At 67.0% G+C, this 19,903-nt stretch carries 16 protein-coding genes; 10 read left to right on the top strand and 6 right to left on the bottom strand.

The window, feature by feature from the left end:
- Window positions 1–25: 25 nt before the first annotated feature.
- Window positions 26–742: a hypothetical protein gene (locus ACIRA7_RS02605; protein ID WP_396219239.1), complete on the bottom strand. Its 717-nt coding sequence runs from the start codon at window positions 740–742 to the stop codon at window positions 26–28.
- Between the two features lie 201 nt (window positions 743–943).
- Between ACIRA7_RS02605 and ACIRA7_RS02600 the strand changes: the two genes are divergently transcribed.
- Both ACIRA7_RS02600 and ACIRA7_RS02595 read left to right on the top strand, forming a co-directional pair.
- A complete protein-coding gene (locus tag ACIRA7_RS02600) occupies window positions 944–2,077 on the top strand; it encodes a serine hydrolase domain-containing protein (RefSeq protein WP_396219238.1) in 1,134 nt (377 codons plus the stop codon).
- A gap of 146 nt (window positions 2,078–2,223) precedes the next feature.
- On the top strand, window positions 2,224–3,360 hold the full coding sequence (locus ACIRA7_RS02595) for a PQQ-binding-like beta-propeller repeat protein (RefSeq protein ID WP_396219237.1): 1,137 nt from the start codon (window positions 2,224–2,226) through the stop codon (window positions 3,358–3,360).
- A 13-nt stretch (window positions 3,361–3,373) separates the two neighbouring features.
- On the opposite strand, the gene ACIRA7_RS02590 is transcribed toward ACIRA7_RS02595, so the two are convergent.
- Window positions 3,374–3,919 (bottom strand): hypothetical protein, encoded by a 546-nt coding sequence (locus ACIRA7_RS02590; RefSeq protein ID WP_396219236.1) that lies wholly within the window; start codon window positions 3,917–3,919, stop codon window positions 3,374–3,376.
- A gap of 262 nt (window positions 3,920–4,181) precedes the next feature.
- On the opposite strand from ACIRA7_RS02590, the gene ACIRA7_RS02585 reads away from it, so the two are divergent.
- The 6 genes from ACIRA7_RS02585 (at window position 4,182) to ACIRA7_RS02560 (ending at window position 9,995) form a co-directional block, all read left to right on the top strand.
- Entirely contained in the window at window positions 4,182–4,706 is a 525-nt protein-coding gene (locus ACIRA7_RS02585) for a hypothetical protein (RefSeq protein ID WP_396219235.1), read from the top strand.
- A 110-nt stretch (window positions 4,707–4,816) separates the two neighbouring features.
- Window positions 4,817–5,698, top strand: a complete 882-nt coding sequence (locus ACIRA7_RS02580; RefSeq protein WP_396219234.1) for a DMT family transporter — start codon at window positions 4,817–4,819, stop codon at window positions 5,696–5,698.
- A gap of 196 nt (window positions 5,699–5,894) precedes the next feature.
- On the top strand, window positions 5,895–6,485 hold the full coding sequence (locus ACIRA7_RS02575) for a Tfp pilus assembly protein FimT/FimU (protein ID WP_396219233.1): 591 nt from the start codon (window positions 5,895–5,897) through the stop codon (window positions 6,483–6,485).
- Window positions 6,482–6,883 carry a prepilin-type N-terminal cleavage/methylation domain-containing protein gene (locus ACIRA7_RS02570; protein ID WP_396219231.1) on the top strand — a complete coding sequence of 134 codons (402 nt, stop codon included), beginning with the start codon at window positions 6,482–6,484 and terminating at the stop codon, window positions 6,881–6,883. The genes ACIRA7_RS02575 and ACIRA7_RS02570 overlap by 4 nt, the downstream gene beginning before the upstream one ends.
- A complete protein-coding gene (locus ACIRA7_RS02565; protein ID WP_396219230.1) occupies window positions 6,880–8,073 on the top strand; it encodes a PilW family protein in 1,194 nt (397 codons plus the stop codon). The genes ACIRA7_RS02570 and ACIRA7_RS02565 overlap by 4 nt, the downstream gene beginning before the upstream one ends.
- On the top strand, window positions 8,070–9,995 hold the full coding sequence (locus ACIRA7_RS02560) for a TadE/TadG family type IV pilus assembly protein (RefSeq protein WP_396219229.1): 1,926 nt from the start codon (window positions 8,070–8,072) through the stop codon (window positions 9,993–9,995). The genes ACIRA7_RS02565 and ACIRA7_RS02560 overlap by 4 nt, the downstream gene beginning before the upstream one ends.
- 125 nt (window positions 9,996–10,120) lie before the next feature.
- Here the strand turns inward: ACIRA7_RS02560 and ACIRA7_RS02555 are convergent, their stop codons facing one another.
- Window positions 10,121–11,833 carry an FAD-dependent oxidoreductase gene (locus ACIRA7_RS02555; protein ID WP_396219228.1) on the bottom strand — a complete coding sequence of 571 codons (1,713 nt, stop codon included), beginning with the start codon at window positions 11,831–11,833 and terminating at the stop codon, window positions 10,121–10,123.
- Between the two features lie 10 nt (window positions 11,834–11,843).
- Between ACIRA7_RS02555 and ACIRA7_RS02550 the strand changes: the two genes are divergently transcribed.
- Entirely contained in the window at window positions 11,844–12,845 is a 1,002-nt protein-coding gene (locus ACIRA7_RS02550; RefSeq protein ID WP_396219227.1) for a hypothetical protein, read from the top strand.
- 124 nt (window positions 12,846–12,969) lie between these two features.
- Window positions 12,970–14,301: an amidohydrolase gene (locus tag ACIRA7_RS02545; RefSeq protein WP_396219226.1), complete on the top strand. Its 1,332-nt coding sequence runs from the start codon at window positions 12,970–12,972 to the stop codon at window positions 14,299–14,301.
- 92 nt (window positions 14,302–14,393) lie between these two features.
- Here ACIRA7_RS02545 and ACIRA7_RS02540 read toward each other — a convergent pair whose 3' ends face one another.
- The 3 genes from ACIRA7_RS02540 to ACIRA7_RS02530 form a co-directional block, all read right to left on the bottom strand.
- Window positions 14,394–15,188: a DUF4397 domain-containing protein gene (locus tag ACIRA7_RS02540; protein WP_396219225.1), complete on the bottom strand. Its 795-nt coding sequence runs from the start codon at window positions 15,186–15,188 to the stop codon at window positions 14,394–14,396.
- 5 nt (window positions 15,189–15,193) lie between these two features.
- The gene (locus ACIRA7_RS02535; protein WP_396219224.1) at window positions 15,194–16,705 is read right to left on the bottom strand and encodes a SusD/RagB family nutrient-binding outer membrane lipoprotein; all 1,512 of its coding nucleotides are present in this window, start codon (window positions 16,703–16,705) and stop codon (window positions 15,194–15,196) included.
- Between the two features lie 71 nt (window positions 16,706–16,776).
- Window positions 16,777–19,863 (bottom strand): SusC/RagA family TonB-linked outer membrane protein, encoded by a 3,087-nt coding sequence (locus ACIRA7_RS02530; protein ID WP_396219223.1) that lies wholly within the window; start codon window positions 19,861–19,863, stop codon window positions 16,777–16,779.
- Window positions 19,864–19,903 lie beyond the last annotated feature (40 nt).

Genomic DNA, 19,903 nt, shown 5'->3' with positions numbered 1-19,903 from the left:
TGGTGTACAGGCCGTGACGCGTGGGTTACCGACGCCAGAGCACCAGCGCGCCGCAGCTTCCCGCGTCTCTCAACTCAGCGGGCATGGTGGCGTACAGTTCCACGGCCGACAGGTCGTCGGTGAAGATCTTGTCGAGATCCGGCGGTGCGGCATTCTCGAACGGATACACGCGCAGGCCGTCGCGAATCACTGCCGCGTAGCAGGTCGCGCGGCCGCTCGCGGCAAGGAATGATTCGCCGTTCGGTCCCGTGGCAATGCCGGCACCGGCATCGACCTTCAGCAGGTTCGCGAGCGGACGTCCGTCGGCCGCCTTGAGCTGTGCGAGGGTAAAGAATCGTCCTTGCCCCTTGGCGCGACGTGCGGCCACGCCCTCGAGTGTAAGCGTTGTCATCACGCCCTTGGGCTTGGTGGGCGGGGCAAAGGCCAGAATCTCGAGATCGATCGGCATGGGCACGCCGGGGCCGCTCGTGAACTTGTCGAAGAACGCCTGATAGCCGCGCGCCACCGCCTCGACGATGTGTCCACCGTCCTCGAGGTCCGGGATCGACACCATGCCGAGCGAATCCGTGACGCCGGCCTCGATGGTGTGATCGATGGTGATCTGGGCATTGCGAATGGCGACCGTGTCGCCCGCCTTGCGGAAGCGCAGGACCACGGTGCGTACGTCCTGGGCGTGGGCCTCGCTCGCCACGAACATCCAGGCGGCGGCCGACAGCAGATACAGCGCGTGTGTGATTCTCATGCAGAGGAACGATAGCGAGAAATCGTGTCCGCGTGACGCCAACCTGAGCCGGTGGGGGCGGACCGCTGCGCGCCCACGCACGGTCCGTCGTTCGACGCGCCATTAACGCCGGGCTCATCGTGACGTCATTCTTCAGGAACGCGGGAGCGCGCGGTGCGCCCCGCCCGGCGCCGTCCCTCTCGTTACGCGGAGTATTCCCGGATGCCTGCCCGCCTCTTGATCGCCGTGATCGGCGTGCTGATCGTGTGCGCCAGCACGGGTCCGATCGCCTGCACGTCGTCGGCGCCGACCACGGTCGATACCTCGATCCCCTCACCGCCCACCGTCGCCGTCGATACGACATGGATGGCGCGGATGCAGCGGACGCTCGACAGCGCCGTCCGGGCCGTCCCGCTGCGCGGGGCCTCGGCGGCCGTGGTGCTGGCTGACGGCCGCATCTGGCGCGGGGTCGCCGGTTTGTCCCAGCCCGGCGTGCTCATGGACACCGCCATGCGCCTGGGGATCGGTAGCATCTCCAAGAGCATCACGGCCACGTTGCTGGTGCGCCTGGCCGAACGGGGACGGCTGTCGCTGGACGATCCGGTCGGGCGCTGGCTCCCCCCCATCGCGTATGTGGACCCGGCCATCACGGTGCGCCAGCTCCTCAACCACACCAGCGGTGTTTACGATGTCACCGACGCCCCCGGGTATCGCGACTCCATTCTGGCGAACGTGAACGCCCGGTGGACGCCGCAGCGGATGCTGGCGCTGCTGCGCCCGCCGCTGTTCGCGCGTGGCACGGGGTGGAGCTACTCCAACTCCAATTACCAGCTGGCGGGGCTGGTGGCCGAGGCCGTCGGCGGGCGCCCGCTGCACCAGCAGGTGCGCGACGAGCTGCTGGCCCCGCTGGGACTCACGGCGCCCTTCCTGGACCAACACGAGGCACCCACGGGGCCGCTCGCCGGCGGGTGGGCGGGAGGGACCCAGAATGTCATGGACGCGCGCACCTCCACCTACAGCGCCGCGTGGGCTGCGGGGGCGTACTTCTCCACCCCCGAGGAACTTGCCCGCTGGTGGCAGGGGCTCATGACTGGGCGGCTGGTGGGGGCCACGTCGCTGGCCGCCATGATGACCACCGTGGGGAGTGAGGGGTACGGGCTGGGGATCGTGCGCCGGCAGCTGGCGGGGCGGCCGGTGTGGTCGCACACCGGGGAGATCCGCGGCTTCGCGTCGGTGGCGGCGCACGACCCGGCGGGGCGTTTCACCGTGGTGGTAATCGCCAACGAGAACCCCGCGCCGGTCATCGTCATCGCGGGTGTGCTGGTGGGCGTCGCGGCGTCGGTGACGGTGCCCTGAGGGGTGCCGCAGAGCCGCGTCGGCGCGGCACCCGCACCGCGCGCTGATGGACACGCGGTCCCGATCCGAAGATCCGGCGACACCTCCGACCCGGCTGGATCGTCTGGCGCACAGACCAGCGGGCACGTCCGCTGCGCGCCCACGCGATGCCCACCACCCGCCGCCTCACGACATACCCCATGGCTTTCCTGCGGCTTCCCGCAACACGCTCCGGGCAGGTGGGCCTCGGCGTCATGGCCGTCGTTGCCCTGCCGATCGCGCTCTCGATCGGGCTCGGCCAACGCGGCGACGATCGGCTGGTGTTCAGCTACGCCACGTACCATCCGCGCTTCTGGGACGGCGATTGCGTTTGCCCGGCTCCCGTGGCCACCGACGACCTGCTCGTGTTCTGCGGCGGCAATGGCTGGAAGGATCAGACGCGGCTGGTCGCGGTCGACCGCCGGACGAAGCAGGAAGTGTGGCGGCAGCTGCGGCCGAGCGGATGCGGGGCCCTCCGGGTGATCGGGGGGGTGATCTCCCTCTGGGACGGCCGGGAGCTCAGCGCGTTCAACACGGGCGGCTCTACGCTGTGGACGCGGGGCGATGTGGTGGGGCTGCCGTTCGAGGTCGACGGTCGCGTGTTCCTGAGCGCCGGTACGAGTTCCGCCTTGCTGGTGGTGGACCCGCGCAACGGGACATCGGTCGATGAGATCCCGATCCCGGAGCGCCCGGATGGAACCCCGTTGATCGACGGCAACACGATCACCTACGGGACGCACAGCGGCCGGCTGGTCTCGCTGAATCTGATGGACCGCACGGCGACGGTGGCGACGGTGGCCACCCGCATCCTGAGCCCGCTGGTGCGTCACGGGTCGTTGCTGGTGTTCAACGCGGAAGTGGCCAGCGGCTTTTCGCTGATCGCCTACGATGTCGCGCGGGCGGAGGTCCGGTGGTCGGTCGATACCCGGACGCTGAGCCAGGCGACGCCGCTGATCGACGGCGAGTGGGTGTACTACGGCGCCGACCGCCTGTACGCGGTCCGTCTCGCCACCGGGGCCGCCCGAACGTACGCACTGGCCGAGGGGCCGGTCGGGACCCCGGTGATGCACGACGGGATCATGTACGTGGCCGGTGGGCGGTTTCTGCACGCCCTCGATCCGGCCACTGGGGTGGTGCGGTGGCGGTTTGCCGCCAACGAGTGGATCAACGCCCCGGCGACGACCGGTCCGCCGGTGCTTCGGGACAACGTGCTGTACTTCGGCAGTCTCGACTGCCGCGTGTACGGCATCCGGGCCGGCCCCTAGGACGGCCCGTCGGTTACGGTTGCGGCGTGGTCGCCCGCTTCCGGATCCGGTCGATCACGATGGTCTCGAGGGCACCGGTGGAGCCGCACCCGGCGCTCCGGCGCGTACTCGGGTCCAGGTCCTGTGCCCCGGCCACCAACGCGATGCGCACGCGACTCCCGGCGTCGCCGGCCCGTTCGACCCACAGCATGACCGCGGCGGTCAGGCGCCAGATATCGGCTTGTGGCCCACTCAAACCGGTGCCGCATTCGAAGAACGTCGAGAGGCGATCGTTGCCGAAACGGCGGAGGAGCCGGAATCCACCATTCCCCACGAGTCCCGCGGGATCGTTGGTCGTGGCCGGGATCTTGAGCTCCTCGAGGACGGCCGCGGCGGCGGCGCGCGTGACCTCGAAACCCGCCGAGATCGTTTCCGGTGGTCCGGCCACCGAATCGAGCGACAGGGGGAGATTGTAGCCGGGGAGGCGCACCCGGACCGGTGCGAGCTGCGCCGACGCATCGGTGGCGAGCACCCCGCACAGCAGCGCTGCCGCCGTGGCCGCGTGGGCAATGGTGTTCATGGCTGATACTCCAGCGGAGCGTTCGTCGTCATCGCGCGGTGGCGTGTCGTGCAGGCATCGTCGCGGTAATGTCGTACGCGACGGGCCCGCGCGTGAGTGCCGCCGCGCCGGCGCCGGCTCACACGGACGGATCGGAAACGCACCGATGACGGGCGTCGTCTCCGTACACACCGGCCGGCCGGCGACACCACAGGTGAGTCGCCTGGACGGCCCCGCTCCCCCGACTACGTTCGGCGCCACGCGGTGTGGCGCCCGAGGCCCCATGTCCGCTCGTTTCCGCATCGTGTTCGTGTCGCTGCTGGCGCTGCTGCTCGCCGTCGACGCGCAGCGCGTCATCCGTGAGGCCCCCGACAGCGCGGGGCTGTTTGGCGGGATCACGCTTGGTGTGCATGAACTGGGGCATGTCCTCTGGAGTCCCTTCGGCGAGTTCATGGCGGTCGCCGGTGGCAGCCTTACACAGCTGCTCGCGCCGCTGGCGGCCTGCCTGGTGCTCCGACGGCAGGAAGACCGCCTGGGGGCGCTCATCCCGCTCTTCTGGCTGGCGAGCAGCCTGGGGAATCTGTCGGCCTACATTCGCGATGCGCGGGACATGGCCCTCGATCTCGTGAGTCCGGGCGACGGTGACATCATTCACGATTGGAACTACCTGCTGGAGCGCCTCGATCTGCTGCCGATGGATCAGGCACTCGCCAACGCCTGTGTCAGGACAGCGTGGCTGGTGCTGCTGCTCTCCGCCCTGCTGTTCGCGCGGCGCGCGCGCGCCCTGTGGCACGAGGTGGGCACGTAGCGCGTGGTCGCCGCGGGTCGTGACCATGTCGCTCGATGGCGGCGTTCGTTTGATTTCGCGATGCTCGATTTCCGTTTCGCGATCACCTCGCGCATCGTGGTCGCTCCCCAGTGACCGAGTCCTCGCGCCGGGCCACCCTCGCGGCGACGGTCGCGTGTATCTGTTTCGGGTCCTCGGTGGTCGTGACGCGATACGTGGTGCCGCAGACGACGCCGCTGGTGCTGGCGTTTCTGCGCTACACGATCGCCACGCTGTGCATGCTCACGATCGTCGGTCGCGGCGCGTTCTGCCCGATGCCTCCGCGCGACCGGTGGCGGGTTGCGGCGCTGGGTGTGCTGTATTTCGGCGTCTTTCCGTGGAGCTTCAGTGCGTCGTTGACCCATCTGCCGTCGGCCACGGTGGCGCTCGTGGTGGCGACGATGCCGCTGGTGACGCTCGCGCTTTCCGCGCTCCGTGGGACCGAGCGCCTCACCGGTCGGGCGATCGCGGGGCAGCTGCTGGCGCTGGGCGGAATCGCCCTCGCCCTCCCACCCGGTGCTGCCCGCGCGCTGAGCACCGATGCCGGCCTGTGGATCGGGTACGCCGAGGTGGGCACCACGGTGCTGTGTGGCGCCGTGTACAACGTGTGGTCCCGTTCCTTGCTGCTGCGCTATCCCTCGGCGGTGATCACCGTCCAGGCCATGGCCGCGGGGACGCTGGCGCTGGCACCGCTGGCGCTGGCGCAGGGGCTGGCCGTGCACACCCGCTCCATCGCCCCGGGGGGATGGCTGGCCGTGCTGTTCCTCGGCAGCCTCGGCGGCGCGCTGGGCTTCGGGCTGTGGGGCTACGCGCTGCGCCGCTCCACGCCGTCGAAGGTGGCGGTGTTTCTGGCGCTCAATCCGATCACCGCGATCGCGCTCGGCGTGGTGCTGTTGGGCGAACCCGTTACCGGCCGACTGCTGGCGGCGCTGCTGGCGGTGTTCGCGGGCATTCAGCTGTCCACGCGCACGTAGCGGCGACGTTGCCACGACCCCACCGTCGTTGTGACCCGGGCCGCCTTCCGGCCGTCTTGAGGGCGTATGGGCCTCGCACCGCCCCGCCAATGCACGCGATTGAACGAAATGCACCAGTGATGTGACGATTCGTGACCCCCTGAAACGAGTGGGCGTCGGTGTGCTGAGACAGCCCCCCTCACTCCAGGGTACAACCGTGACAACTGCGCCTCCACGATCACTGCGATCACGAATCTCGCGAGGCTATTCGCTCCTCGAGCTTCTGATCACGATCGCCATCGTCGGCACCATGGCCGCGCTGGTGATGCCACGAGTGCGACTCGACAATTCCCAGGTGGACACCGCCGCGCGGTCGTTCGGCATGGCTCTGATGGTCGCCCAACGCGATGCGGCGTCGCGGCAGCACAACGTGCTGCTCGTCTTCGACACGACGGCGCATTTCATCCGGACCGTGTGGGACGTCAACAACAACGCGCGATTCGACAGCGACGAGAAGAGTCGGTTGTTCCTGCTGCCGGAGCGCGTGGTGCTCGGACGCCCCTCGTCGGTGGGTGCGCTGGGCACGGCGACGGCCAGCATCCCGGAGATGCTGACCAGCAACAGCAGTCCCATGCTAGTGCTGCAGCGCAATGGCAGCGTCGATCGCTCGGTCACGATCTATCTCTCCACGATCAGCGCAATGGCCGGGGGGACCGACAAAGACACGCGAGCCGTGGTGATCTCGCGCGCGACGGCCCGGCCCGAATGGTACGCGTGGGGCAGCACCGAATGGCGGCACGGACGATGAGTACCCACCGTCATCCGAGCGTGCACACCCGGAAGGGGTTCACGCTCATCGAGGTCATGATCGCGCTGGTGATCCTCGCCGGGGTGATTCTGGCCATGGGCATGAGCACCACCACCGCGTCGAAATCCGTGCGCGATGCGGACTTCAAGAACCGCGCCCAGTCGGTCGCCGAGATGCAGATCGGGCGGGCGCGTACGTGGCCGACCTATTCCACCCTGTCGGAGCTGACCGCCGCCCGGTACAACGGCACGGCGGACGGGCTCGTCACCGCGACCACCGTGTCGCGTGATACGCTGAACGGCATGAACACCACCACGGTGACCGTACAGATCTCGGCAGTCGTTTCGTCGAATCTGCCAACACCCGTCAGTCGAACCATCACCATCGCCGCGCCATGAGCCAACCTACCTATTCCTCTCGTCCTCGCCGCGGATTCACGCTCGCTGAGGTCATGGTGGCCCTGGTCGTCTTCGGGCTCATCACGAGCGCGGCCTTCGGATTTCTGCTTGCCCAGAGCAAGGGATTCCGCGCACTCTCCGACAAGTCCATCTCCGTGCAGAACGGACGGTTCGGTCGCGACATCATGCGAACGGAGCTCCGGACCGCCGGGACGAACGTGTTGGACAACCAACCGATCGTCGTGTACGCCAACGACAGCGTCTTCGCGTTCAACGCCGATCTCACCACCAACGACGCGGACTCGGCACGATTCACCGGGGCCGTGTACGTGGATCCATATGCTACCCCGGCGGAAGTCGGTGCGATCACGCTTGCCAACGCGATCACGATTCCCGGGTCAGGGTTCTCCTATCCGCTGGCCAACTATACGAGTATCGCCGGGACGAGCGGCGATGCGGAGCTCGTGATCTTTCGCTTCGCGCGCGACACGTCCTCGACGAATGCCGCCGACTACATGCTGCTGCGACAAGTGAACAACGTGGCGCCGGAGATCATTGCGACGGGACTCCGGAAGTCGCTGACGACGCCATTCTTCCGGTACTGGTACGACCCGACCCGCTACAACACGACGCTGACCGCGCTCGACACCGTGCCGCGTAGCTGGCTCCCGCTCGCGAAGACCGCGATGTATCGGGGCGTCACCCCCGACACGGGCACGGCCGTCACGACGCGGATCGATCAGGTGCGTGGCGTCGAAGTCACGTACGAAGCGACCAAACCCAGCGGTGGCACGCGCAATGTGGTGCGCTACATGGTGCCGATGCCCAACACCATGGGGGCGCGTCAGTCCCGCGCCTGCGGGCGAGCACCCATTGCCCCCAGTGCGGCAGCGGTGGCGTGGAATGCCGACAGCAACGCCGTCATGCTCTCGTGGGGCAAGGCCGTCGATGACGGCAGCGGCGAAACGGATGCGGTGCGCTACGTACTGTGGCGCCGTCTGGCCGGCGATCCGATCTGGGGTGAGCCACTCAGCACCGTCAGCGTGGTCGGCGGTACCACCACATACTCGCTCAAGGATGCGGGGGTGGAGCGCGGCCTCGGGAGAACGTACCAGTATGGAATCGCGGTGCAAGACTGCACGCCCAATCTGTCCACACTTTCGGCCTCAGCCACGGTGGTGGTGCCATGACCAAGCAACGTATGCTCCGGGGCGCACGGCGCCTCGTCTCCGATCGCCGTGGATTCGCGCTGCTCGCCGTGCTGCTGATCGCGATTGTCGCGACCGTGCTCGCGCTTGCCTCCGGGATGATGGCGATGTCGGGCAAGCTCGTCCAGGCGGGCTCCGAGCGCGCGTCCAGTGTGGACGATGCCGCGTTGACCGCGCTATCGCTCGCGCGCTCGCGGCTCAACGCGCGCCTCGACACGGTGCCGCTGGAAGGCTATCGCACGGTCGCCAACAACCAGAGTGCCGGTGGGGGCATCACGCGCTCCGTCTGGATCTCTCGCATCGGCAATTCCGACTCGCTCGCCAGCGTGGGCGAGTTCGGCGTGCAGGCGGAAGTGGTGGCGCAGGCCAAGGACGCGCACGGCAACACCACGATCCTGCGCGAGCAGCTGTATCAGGAGTCGTTCGCCCGATACGCGTCGTTCACCGACAAGGCGCGTTCGACGGCGGGCTGGATTCTCTGGTGGGCGCTCGGTGCGCAGGCGCAGGGCCCGGTGCACAGCAACGACACGATCAATATCTGGAACGGCGGATCTCCGTCACCGCAGGCGACCTTCCACGACGTCGTCACGTCGGCCCGCATCGTTCGGAACAAGACCTTCGCGCTGTTCAAGAAGGGGCCGCCGAGCGAGAACATCGCCAAGATCCCGATGCCGACGTCCGCGGACCTGAACACGCTCAAGACCATCGCCACCAAGGCGGGCTATAGCTTCACCCCCAATGTGGTGATCGGCGATTCGGCGCTCGCGACGATGCGCATCGAGTTCGTGGCGATCGACGCCGATGGCGACGGCAACACGACCGGTCCTGACGACGGCTACTTCCGTGTGTTCCAGACCAAGGCGGGGTCGCCGCTCGGGGCGGGCTATGCCATGGCGCGGCCACCCGTGCCTCCGGCGGCCGCGACCGGCGCGCCCGTCCCGGCGGGCGCCCCCGTACCGATCGACAGCCTGCTCTATTCGCCGAACTGCGGTCGCGTGGTGAATGTGGCCGGGCGAAACGCGGTGCCGGTCACGATGCAAGCGATCGCGCATCGCGCCGCCGGCGACTACGCCACCCGCATGGCGGACAAGGCCGCCGCCTTCGATGATGTCTCGACCCGCTGTTTTCTCGGTGGCGACGAGCGGTTGACGCCGACGGGCGTGTTCCAAGCCGAGGACGTCGGCGGATACTGGATGCCGCGCACCTCGGGCAGTGTCCCCGCCGCGGTCGCGGCGCGGGCCGACGGCGCCTACCTGTGGCCGCTGAGCCCCGCGTACAACCACAACTTCCGGGGTGTGATCTTCGTCGAAGGGAAGGTGGCCGTGAGTGGCGTGGCGCGTGGTCGCGTGACGGTGGCGTCGCGGAACGTCATGGTGATCGCGCACAACCTCACGCAGGCCACCAGTCCGGCGGTCGTCGCCGGCGTCTGCACCCCGGATGACGACGTGATTGGCCTGATGTCCGGCGAGTACGTGATGTACTCCGACAACACGCTGGCCACCCCACAGGGGAGACGGACGGGCGCCACGGGCGCAGCGTGGTCGTGGCCGCGGAAGGATTTCGATCCGTCGCCCAACAGTCCCGACGTGGTCATCCACGCGTCCGTGCTCGCCTTGAAGTCGGTCGCGGCCGAGAATGCCTCGCCCGTGGGAATCCCCGCGAATCGCTTCGTCACGCGCGGTACGACGCGGCTGATCGGTGGAACCATCGAGGATCGCATCGGGCAAACGGGTACCATGAGCGGCACCTTTCTCCACGGCTACCACGACGATCTCTCGTTCAATCGCTGCCTGCTGCAGTATCCGCCCCCGTACTTCCCGACCACGGGGCGGTGGACACGCAGTCAGGTGTTCGTGGTCAATCCGCAGGGCTTCAACCCGGCGACGTGGTTCGCCGGGCGCTGATCGTTCCGGTCGGCGTTCGCGCTGCATGAGCCTACTGGTCCTGAGTCCTCACGTCGTGTCTGCGATGTGAGGACTCGGCGCATTCGGGGCGGGCGAGTCGAGGCCGAATCGCGAGCGGAGCGTGACTATCGTGGCAGCTCGCGCGGCCACTGTCGTGGCACTCCGTCGCGCTCGAGTTCCCGCTGGAAATCCTGCAGGCGCGGCTGCTGCCGACGCACGGCGCGTGGCGGGCAGCGGTGGGCGAGGCAGAAGGCCACCAAGCTCCCCACGCTTTCTCCGATGTTCCATTCGATCGGATGCAGGCGGTAGCAGCCGTTCGTGAGGTGCGTCACGCCCAGGTTCTTGCATGCGGGGAGCAGGTTCTCCATGCGCGTCGGCAGCAGCGCGCCCAGCGGAATCTGAAAGGGCAGGGTGGCGCCGTAGCGTCCGTAGTCACCGCGGGTGGTGCGGTGCAGGTCCATGCTGTAATGGCCGATCCCCACGCTGTCGGGAAAGTCCGCCGCGTGCGTGGCGTTGGGACGGGCGTCGGCGGTCACGTGCTGCTCACACACGGTGAACTCGGCGGCCAGGCGACGGCTTTCGCGGATGTATGGATACTTCGCGAAGCCGTCGTCGGTGCCCATGATATCCGGGCGAAGTTGCAGCCCCGGCCAGCCGGCGCCGCCATCGGGGCGTGGGGCCTCCGTCTGCAGCCAGTACAGCAGCGAGCGGCTCTGCATTTTCGCGCGCGCCACATGCTGCTGCGCCGTGGCCGTGTCCACGTCGATGAGCGACCCGAACGAGTAGTCGTTCAGTCCCCAATTCACGATGCTGACATCGTGCTGGTACCGCGCATCGCCGGTGGGTTGCGGCGTGAACAGGTCGCGGTCGATCACGCGACGGTACGACCAATAGCCGGTGCGCCGCTCGGGGTCGAAGCCGATGCGCTGGTTGGCCGGCTCGTCGAAGCTGAGCAGCCGATACGGCACGCCGTCGGCGGCGGGAATCGCGAGGTCGCGCCAGTAGGCATAGTCACTCGGCCGGTCGATCACGTGGTGCTCACCCGATCGATGCTCGAGGGCGAAACACATCGTGAACGCTTGCACGTTGTCCGGCTCGGCCTCGCGCTTGGCGTGCGGCTCGCCCGTCTGCGCGACCGACTCGGCGCCCGTGACATACTCGGTGCGCGTCAGCGGCAGCAGATCGCCAAGCTCGGTGGCGTCGGCGAAGTAGGGGGCACGGAGCACGACATCGCGTGCGCTGTCGCGATGCCGCACGCGTACCGCCTGCACGCGGTCGCGGTGCACGTCGGCCGCCACGGCGGTGTGCTCGCGCAGGATGCGCAGCTGTCCGCTTTGCACATACGGAGCGAGCATCGCCTCGATGACCGCCAGGGCGACGCGCGGTTCGCAGCCGATGCGCGACACCCAGCAGTTGCCGGGATTGAGACGGGCGTTTGCTCTGGCCCGCGCGGTGAGCGGGGCGTGCGTGCGGTAGTAGTCGCGCATGCCGGTGCGCAGCGCCAGGTAACTGCGGGTCCCCCCGATGGTTTCGATCCACGCGTTCTCGTCGGGCGGCACCGCTTGCTGCGTGAGCTGTCCGCCGATCCAGTCGGTCTCTTCGGTCATGATCACGCGGAGGCCGCGTCGCGCCGCGGCCAGCGCGGCGGCCGAGCCGCCGAGGCCGCCGCCGATGATCACGAAATCGGCGGCGAGTTCGTCGGCGGAGCGTTCGTTGGCATTCGCGCTTGATCGGCCTGTTCGCACCGCGAGGCAACCCGGCGCCGCCAACACCAACGGGGCCGCCACGGCGAGCTGCTTGAGAAAGTCGCGTCGGTCTACGTTGTCGGTAGATTTCACATCACGCCTCATGCGCGCCCTGCTGTTCGCCCCGTCGTTCGCACGGAGATCCATGGAGTGGTTCGATAGGGCCGCGAACGGCGGTCGGGTGCTGCGCGCGGTCATGGTTGTCGTGGCGCTTGCGTGGCCGCTGGTGCCGGTGTCGGCGCAGGGTCCCGTGGTGCCGCCGCCAGCCCCGCAAAATCCGTCGCCCATGCTGGAGTCTACACGGGCGCACGAACGGCTGACATCGCGTGCGCTGGGCGGCACCGTGCGCGCCTTCCCCGGCCCCGGGGGCAAGGCGGTGGAGTTGTGGGTGCCCGAGCGCGCGCGGACCCGCGACGCGTGCGATGTCGTGATCCACTTTCATGGGGCCGCGTGGCTGCCCGAGCAGGCGGTGGCCGCGCTCGGAGCCCGCACCGTAGCCGTGGTGCTCAACCTCGGGGCCGGCTCGGGCATCTACGATCGCAGCTTCGCCGATCCCTCGGTATTCGACACGCTGCTGGCCACCGTTACCCGCGAGGTCGCCGCGGCCACCGGTCGCCCCTCGCGGCTGGACCGCGTGACGCTCGTGGGGTTCTCGGCGGGGCATGGGGCGGTGCGGGCGATCCTGCGCGAGCCACGCCACATGGGCCGGGTGGATGCGGTGCTGCTGCTGGACGGCATGCACACGTCGTACGTACCGGAGGGGCAGGTGCTGGCAGCGGGCGGTACGCTCGATACGATGAACCTGCAGTCGCTCGCGGCGTTCGCGCGGGCGGCGGCGCGGGGCGAGAAGCGGATGCTGATCGCGCACTCGGAGATCTTTCCCGGTACGTATGCCAGCACCACCGAAACGGCCGACTGGACGATTGGCGCGCTGGGGCTGCGCCGGACGCCGGTGCTGAACTGGGGGCCGCGCGGCATGCAGCAACTCAGTGAGGTGCACGCGGGGCACTTCCGGGTGCTGGGATTCGCGGGGACGACGGCGCCGGACCACATCGATCAGCTGCACGCGATGCCGGAATTGCTGAAGCGTTTGCTCTCGCGGTAGCACGTGGCCAACGGCCAGTGGCGATGATCGTCCCCCCGGCGGGGGCAGCGAAAACGCGACGCGTCCCCCATCTTCTCCAGGATTCGCCATCCGCGCTTCACGCGTTCTTGCCCCGAGTCCTGCCATGTACTCTTCCCGTGTGTTCGCCGTCCTGCTGCTCTCGGCGTCGCTGAGCGTCGCGCCCTCTCTGCGCGCGCAACAGGTCACCGCCGACCCTGCGTTGGCCGCTGAGATCGATCGTCGCACCGCCGCGATCGCCGACAAGGTCACTGCCTGGCGGCACGACATTCACCAGCATCCTGAGTTGGGCTACGCCGAGAAGCGCACGGCGGCGTTGGTGGCGGCGCATCTCAAGGCGCTGGGGATGGAGGTGCAGGAGAACGTGGGCGGTATTCCCGGCGTGGTGGGGATTCTCAAGGGTGCCAAGCCCGGCCCCACGGTGGCGCTGCGGGCCGACATGGACGCGCTGCCGGTGACCGAACTGGTGGACGTGCCGTTCAAGTCCACGGTGCGCACGGTGTACAACGGGCAGGAAACCGGCGTGATGCACGCCTGCGGCCATGACATGCACACGGCCATGCTGATGGGCACGGCCGAAGTGCTGGCCGGCCTCAAGGATCGGCTCCCGGGCACGGTGAAGTTTCTCTTTCAGCCGGCGGAAGAAGTGCCGCCGCGCGGTGGCGCGCAGCCGATGATCGACGCCGGGGTGATGAAGGGCGTGGACGGCGTGTTCGGCTTGCATGTGGGGCCTGGACCGCTCGGCGCCATGCGGTACCGCGCCGGTGCGATCTCGGCCAGCGCCGACGGCTGGCGCATCGTGGTGCACGGCCGTCAGGGGCATGGGGCCATGCCGGCGAATACGGTCGATCCGATCGTGGTGAGCGCGGAGATCGTGACGGCGCTGCAGACGATCGTGTCGCGACAGCTCGACTTGTCGAAGGCGCCGGCGGTGGTGACCGTGGGTGCGATTCACGGGGGACTGCGTGAGAACATCATCCCCGACTCGGTGTGGATGATCGGTACCATCCGCGCGTTCGACGCCGAGGCGCGGAGGACGATTCACGAGCGCATGAAGCGCATCGCGACCAACATTGCCGAAGCGCACGGGGCCACGGCCGACGTAATCGTGGACATCGGCTATCCGAGCTCGGTGAACAGCGACGCCATGGTCGCTAAGTTCTTCCCCACGCTCAAGCGCGTGGCGGGGGCGGCGGGCGCCACGGAAGGTGATGTCACGATGGCCGGCGAGGATTTCTCGCGCTTCTCCGAGCTCGCGCCGGGGTTCTTCTTCAACCTGAGTGTTACGCCGCCGAATCTCGATCCGAAGACGGTGGCCAGCAATCACTCACCGCTGTTCCAGGGTGACGACCGCGCGTTGGCGGTCGGTGTGCGCGCCATGACGAACATGGCGATGGACTTCCTGCGTTCGGGCGGAGCACCGAAGCCGATTCCGTGACGGCGCGCTGCGGCGTGGTACGCTGACAACAAAAGGCCCCCGGTGCATACCGGGGGCCTTTCGTCCTACATGGTTCTTCACGCGCGACGACGTTACCGGTTCGGCGTGTTGTCGAGCTGGGCGCGATTGACGTTGGTGGTGCCGCCGATCGTGATATCGCCACGCGCCGTGATGGTGTAGATACGACCGGCCGCGAATGAGACCGCGGTGCGAGTGATCGGGCCTGTGGTGCTGCCGACCTCGAGCGCGGAAAGATCGTAGACACCCGCCGGTACACCCACGAACGCCCCGGCCGCCTTGTAGGCCACCGCGGCACCGATCGGAGTCTGTGTCGTGGTGGTTGTGTTGCGTACGACGAGCGCCAACGGGTTTGCGTTATGGCTGGCGTTCACGAAGCGCACCAGCGCTTGGCTGAAGTCCGTGCTGTCCGAGAACGGATCTTCAACGATGAACGAATCCTGCTGCTTCGCCGTCGCATCGTAGAGGCCGGCGAGGTACACCGAGTAACGCTTCCCGTCAGCAAGGGTGACCGGCAGGCGCGATACCGGCACGTCTTTGTCGACGGCGGCCGCTATCCTTCCGGAAATGGTGTAGCCGCCTGGCGCGATCCCGGCGTAGAGGCCGCCGAACGACACGCCGCCGAAGTTCACTCCCGTGACTGCCTCCACACCTGTCGTAGACGACGTCGCCGACACTTTGGTGTCATTGGCGTAGAAGTTCACGCTGGGTGCGTTCAGCCCGAAGTTGAAGAATCGGATGCGGGACGCCGGCAGTGTACCGGTGATATCCTGCACGGCGTTCTTCTCACACGCCGCCAACGTCAAGGCGCAGCCGATCGCCGCGAGCGCGCGGCGGGCGGCGGAGCGAATGGAAATATGGGAGGTCATCGCCTTCACGGTTGAGTGATCCACATGGGCTTGGTGTGGAAGTCGGCATCGAGCCCGCCGAACTTCGCGAGCGCATCACGGTTCCACACATACTCCGAGTTGAAACGGGCGCGGATGCGCTGCGCGAACTTGCCGGCGTTGTCCACGAAGATGTTTGCTTGTGACGGCAGCGTGAAACCGCGGAAGACCTGCAAATCGCGTGCGTTCGGGTCGAGCGCCGTGTAGTTGTAGCGACGCATGTCCATCCACGCCTCATTGAACCCCCATCCCCAGAGCGCGATGAACTTCTGGCTCATGATGTGGCTGAGCGTGAGGTTCGCCGCCGTGGGGACGATGGCCGGGTTGGCGAGGAACGCCGCGCGCTCCGCCGCCGTGATCTGCGGCGGTGACTGTCCGGCGTCGTTGTTGCGCGCGTTCACGAAGTCGATGTGCGCGGCGATACCGTTCGTGTACGCCTGCAGTGCCAGCGCACGATTCCCCAGCTTGAACGCCGCCTCCGCCTTGACGAACTGCAGCTCGGCGTAGGTGAGGATGAACGGCATGCGCGACCGGTCGTCAAACAGATAACGTGCCGCCCCGCCACCGTTCGCGGCGGTGTAGCCGTAGAAGTTGTTCGGTGCCGTATTCGCCGCGGTGAACTGCGTGCTGCCGACGACGTTGATGTCGTAGCCGCGATACTGGCCATCGGGGGCTGGCGAGAGCATGCGGCTGAGGCGGGGATCGACGGCCCCACCGAACTGCGTGCCGTTCATCAGGTTGACGGCGAAGGCCGTTTGCCGGTACCCGCGAACGTTGTTACGCGTCCACCCGAAGAAATTGCGGTCGTCGTTTACCGTCCCGCCGAAGGAGAGCAGGGGGTCCTCGGCGTTGCTGGCCAACGAACGGTCGACGTTGGCGATCACATCGAGCGGCTTGTAGCTGCCCTTATTGGAGTACTGGTTCTGCAGGGTTGCCAGCATGCCGTACGCCAGCTTGAGCCACCGCGTGCGATCACCACCATAGATCCTGTCGCTGCGGGCCAGGTAGGTCTGATTGACGCTGCCGTCGGTCCGCTGCAGGTTCTTGATCGCCTCGTTGAGCAGGCGCTCCGCCTCCTGGTACGCGAACTCCTGCGAATCAAAGTTGAAGAAGAAGGTGTTCGGTGTGAACGCTTCCTTGATGATGATCTCGCCGTGCAGCTGCGTGGTAGACAGCCAGCCCCACGACTTGAGAATGTAGCCGACGCCGAGGACGTCCCATCGCTGCTCGCGTTCGGCGATGGTCATCATGTCGACGAGGTTCTGACCAAGGTGCCAGTAGGCGTTGCGCCATTGCTCGCCGCCGCCATCCGAGCCCTGATCGTAGCCATGCCGCGTCCACGTGGGGAGCGCCGTTCCGGGCACGGTCCACATCTGGGTGTACTGTCCCACGAAGCGGCCGTCCAACAGCGGTCCCGTCACCACGTTGTAGATCATCGGCGCCAGATACAGGTTGGCCGAGACCGTTTCCGGGGCGTTCGGGTTTTGGTTGACATCCACGAATCGGTCACAGCCCGTGGATGCGATGGCGAGGCTCCCGGAAAGGAGCAGAAGGGAAAGTCGCTTCATGTTCAGTACCCCACGCGCATGCTGAAGGCGATGCCGCGCGGCATGGCGAAGTTGCCGAAGTCGATGCCCGCGGCCCCGGAACCGCCAACGGCCGCCGTGTTGCCGTTCACGATGGGGTCAAGGCCGGAGTAGTTGGTGATCACGAAAAGGTCGGTCATGGTCAGCGCGATGCTCGCGTCGCGGGCGCCCAAGAGGCGCGGCGGGATCTGGTAGCGCACCGTGACGTCACGCAGGCGCATCCAGTTCACGTCCTTCTCGATAAACAGCTCTTCGCTCATGTTCGAGTAGTACCCGGTCTGGATGGCCGGCGTCACGACGATGCTGTTCTTCGTGGGGTTGGCGCTGTTCTCGCGCCCGTCACGGATCACGCCGTCGATCACGCGCGGTACGTCGCGGTCGAGCGTCCGCGGCGTGAGTCCGCGAATGGTGAGGAAGTGCTGCGTGGCGTTGAACACATCACCACCGCGGCGGAAGTCGACCAGCGCCGTCACCGAGAGCTTGCCCCAGCGCACCGTGTTGGTGAGGCCGAGCGTCCAATCGGGCTGACGGTCGTAGCCCGCATCGAGGAACGCCGTCGGTTCACGCAACGGTAGTCCGGTCGTGGGATCGATGAGCAGCTGTCCCTGGTTGTTGCGGAGATAGTAGCGCCCGGTGAGCGATCGGGTGGACATGCCGGGGCCGACGCCGTTGCGCACGTTGCCATACAGCCACGTATCGGACACGTACGACTCGGGGAGCGCGTTGGGCAGCTTGAGCACCTTGCCTCGGGCGCGCTCGAAATTGGCCAGCACGTCCCAGCCGAAGTTCTTGGTCGACACGGCCTTGCCACGAAGGGTCATTTCGAGACCCGTATTCTCGGTCTCGGCGCCGTTCAGATTGAACAGAATGAATCCCGTGCCGTAGCTGCCACGGATGTCGTTCACGATCTGGTCGCGTGTGCGCTTGCGGTACGTCGTGACGTCGATCCCGAGGCGGTTGTCGAGGAACCCGAAGTCACCACCGTACTCATAGGAGACGGCGAACTCCGGGCGCAGCGAGAAGTTCGGACCCGTAAAGCCGTAGCTGAAACCACCGCCTGTGGAGAGCCGGGACTCGAGCGCCGGGCGGAAGGCATACGGCCGCGCATCCTTACCCACTTCAGCATATCCGGCGCGCAGCCGCGCGGTGCTGAAGATCTTGCGTGTTGCGGGCAACGCGTCGGTGAGAACGAAGCTGGTGTTGACCGACGGATAGAAGAACGAGTTGCGATCAATCGGGATGGTGGAGGTCCAGTCGTTGCGCGCCTGCACCGTCACGTACCAGTAGTCGCGGAAATTCGCGACCGCCTGTGCGTACACGCCCATGAGGCGGCGCTGGGCAATGGTCGAGCGGCTGGTGCGCACCGAGGCGTTGTTCACCGACACGAACTCCGGCTCGAGGAACTGGAGTCCCTGCGAGGCCTGGACGGTGGACTTGTAGTCGTTGATCTGGCTGCCGACGAGGCCGCCGAGGGAGAGGCCGCCAAACAGCTTGACGGGCTTGATGTTCAGCACGAGCTGACTGTTCAGACTGCGCGTGATGTCGTTCGCCTGATCGATCACACCACTGTTGTCGAAACCGGCACCGGCGGTTTCGGGGTGACGGAGGACGAGGTTCTCGTTGGTGTATCCGTCGGACCCCATGTTGAAACGGATACTGCCCCACGACATCGGGGTGAACACGAAGCCAAGGTTGGCCACCAAGCGGTTGTTCCGCGCGCTCAGCTGGTTCTTGTTGAGACTGAAATACGGATTGTCGACCTCACCGCTCGGCGACGCTGCCGTGGTGATGCGACGACGAGTGCCAGCCGGTGTCAGGAAATCCTGCGCGTTATCGGTGGCTGGCCAGAGGAGCAAGCCGAGGAGCGGACCGTTGTTGCCTTTCAGCGCCTGGTCGTTGTCCGACAGCGACCACTGCAGGCTGAGGTCGGTCTTGAGCCACCTGTTCACTTGCGCCGTGGTGGCACCCGTGAGGTTCAGTCGCGTCAATCCGGTGTTCGGCACCACGCTTCCCTGCGACAGGCCGCCGAGACCCACGCGGTAGGTGACCTTACTGTCACTCGTGCCGCCGCTGAAGGTCAGGTTGTGCGTCTGCGACATGGCGGTGCGGAAGAAGCCGTCCACGTTGTCGTAGAGCTGGGTGTTCGGTGCGTACTGCGGGCCAAAGTAATTGAACGAGGACAGGAGGTCGCCCACCACGGTCGTGGGCCCATAGACCCGCTGCACTTCGGGGAGGCCGCGGGGCGCGTCCATCCGAACGTTGTTGGTGTACACGAACCCGCCGGTGCCCGGCTGGCCGCGCTTGGTCGTGATGACAATCGCGCCGTTGGCCGCATCGATGCCGTACAGGGCAGCGGCTTCCGGTCCCTTGAGCACCGTAATGCTTTCGATGTCATCCGGGTTGATGTCGGCCGCGCGGTTGGTGAAGTCCACGCCGCGATTGCTAAAGGCGATCGTGGAGCCCGGTGCGTCGGAGGCCAACACGCCGGTATTGAGCGTCTTGTTATCGAGTGGCAGGCCGTCCACGATGACCAGCGGCTGGTTGCTCCCGGAGATCGAGCTGACGCCTCGGATGGTGATCGAGGACGAGGCACCGGGCATGCCGGAGCTGCTCGTGACTTCGACGCCGGCGATTCGACCTTGCAGCCCGTTGATGAAGTTCTCGCGGCCAGTCTGCGCGATGTCGCTACCGGCCACCGACTGCTGGGACACACCCAGGGTTCGCCGGGTCCGCTCCTCACCAAGCGCCGTCACGACCATGGCGTCGAGGCTGGTCGCGGACTTGTCCATGTCGACATTAATGTTGCCGGTGGACGGTACCGTGCGCTCCTGGGGGAGGTAGCCGATGAGGCGGAATTGCAGCACCTGACCGACGTCGGCGCGGATGTTGTAGTCGCCGTTGTTGTTGGTCTGCACGACTGTCGGCGTACCCTTCACGACGACGGAGACGCCGGAGAGCGGGACGCCGACGTCGCGGGTCACTTTGCCCGTCACGGTTCTCGTCTGGGCGAACGCCTGTGACGCGCACAGGAGCGTCCCCATGAACACCGTGAGTATTCGTTGCTTCATCATGAAGGGTGCCGGGTGATGGTGATCAGCGCGCGAGTCCCGT

It is taken from the genome of Gemmatimonas sp. (assembly GCF_044376735.1).
GTDB lineage: Bacteria > Gemmatimonadota > Gemmatimonadetes > Gemmatimonadales > Gemmatimonadaceae > Gemmatimonas.
This window is presented reverse-complemented; position numbering and strand designations above follow the sequence as displayed.

Excerpts from the sequence above, each read along its gene's own strand:
- ACIRA7_RS02605 (WP_396219239.1), bottom strand. The coding sequence starts at position 742 with ATGAGAATCACACACGCGCTGTATCTGCTGTCGGCCGCCGCCTGGATG.
- ACIRA7_RS02600 (WP_396219238.1), top strand. The coding sequence starts at position 944 with ATGCCTGCCCGCCTCTTGATCGCCGTGATCGGCGTGCTGATCGTGTGC.
- ACIRA7_RS02595 (WP_396219237.1), top strand. The coding sequence starts at position 2,224 with ATGCCCACCACCCGCCGCCTCACGACATACCCCATGGCTTTCCTGCGG.
- ACIRA7_RS02590 (WP_396219236.1), bottom strand. The coding sequence starts at position 3,919 with ATGAACACCATTGCCCACGCGGCCACGGCGGCAGCGCTGCTGTGCGGG.
- ACIRA7_RS02585 (WP_396219235.1), top strand. The coding sequence starts at position 4,182 with ATGTCCGCTCGTTTCCGCATCGTGTTCGTGTCGCTGCTGGCGCTGCTG.
- ACIRA7_RS02570 (WP_396219231.1), top strand. The coding sequence starts at position 6,482 with ATGAGTACCCACCGTCATCCGAGCGTGCACACCCGGAAGGGGTTCACG.
- ACIRA7_RS02565 (WP_396219230.1), top strand. The coding sequence starts at position 6,880 with ATGAGCCAACCTACCTATTCCTCTCGTCCTCGCCGCGGATTCACGCTC.
- ACIRA7_RS02560 (WP_396219229.1), top strand. The coding sequence starts at position 8,070 with ATGACCAAGCAACGTATGCTCCGGGGCGCACGGCGCCTCGTCTCCGAT.
- ACIRA7_RS02550 (WP_396219227.1), top strand. The coding sequence starts at position 11,844 with ATGCGCGCCCTGCTGTTCGCCCCGTCGTTCGCACGGAGATCCATGGAG.
- ACIRA7_RS02545 (WP_396219226.1), top strand. The coding sequence starts at position 12,970 with ATGTACTCTTCCCGTGTGTTCGCCGTCCTGCTGCTCTCGGCGTCGCTG.
- ACIRA7_RS02540 (WP_396219225.1), bottom strand. The coding sequence starts at position 15,188 with ATGACCTCCCATATTTCCATTCGCTCCGCCGCCCGCCGCGCGCTCGCG.
- ACIRA7_RS02530 (WP_396219223.1), bottom strand. The coding sequence starts at position 19,863 with ATGATGAAGCAACGAATACTCACGGTGTTCATGGGGACGCTCCTGTGC.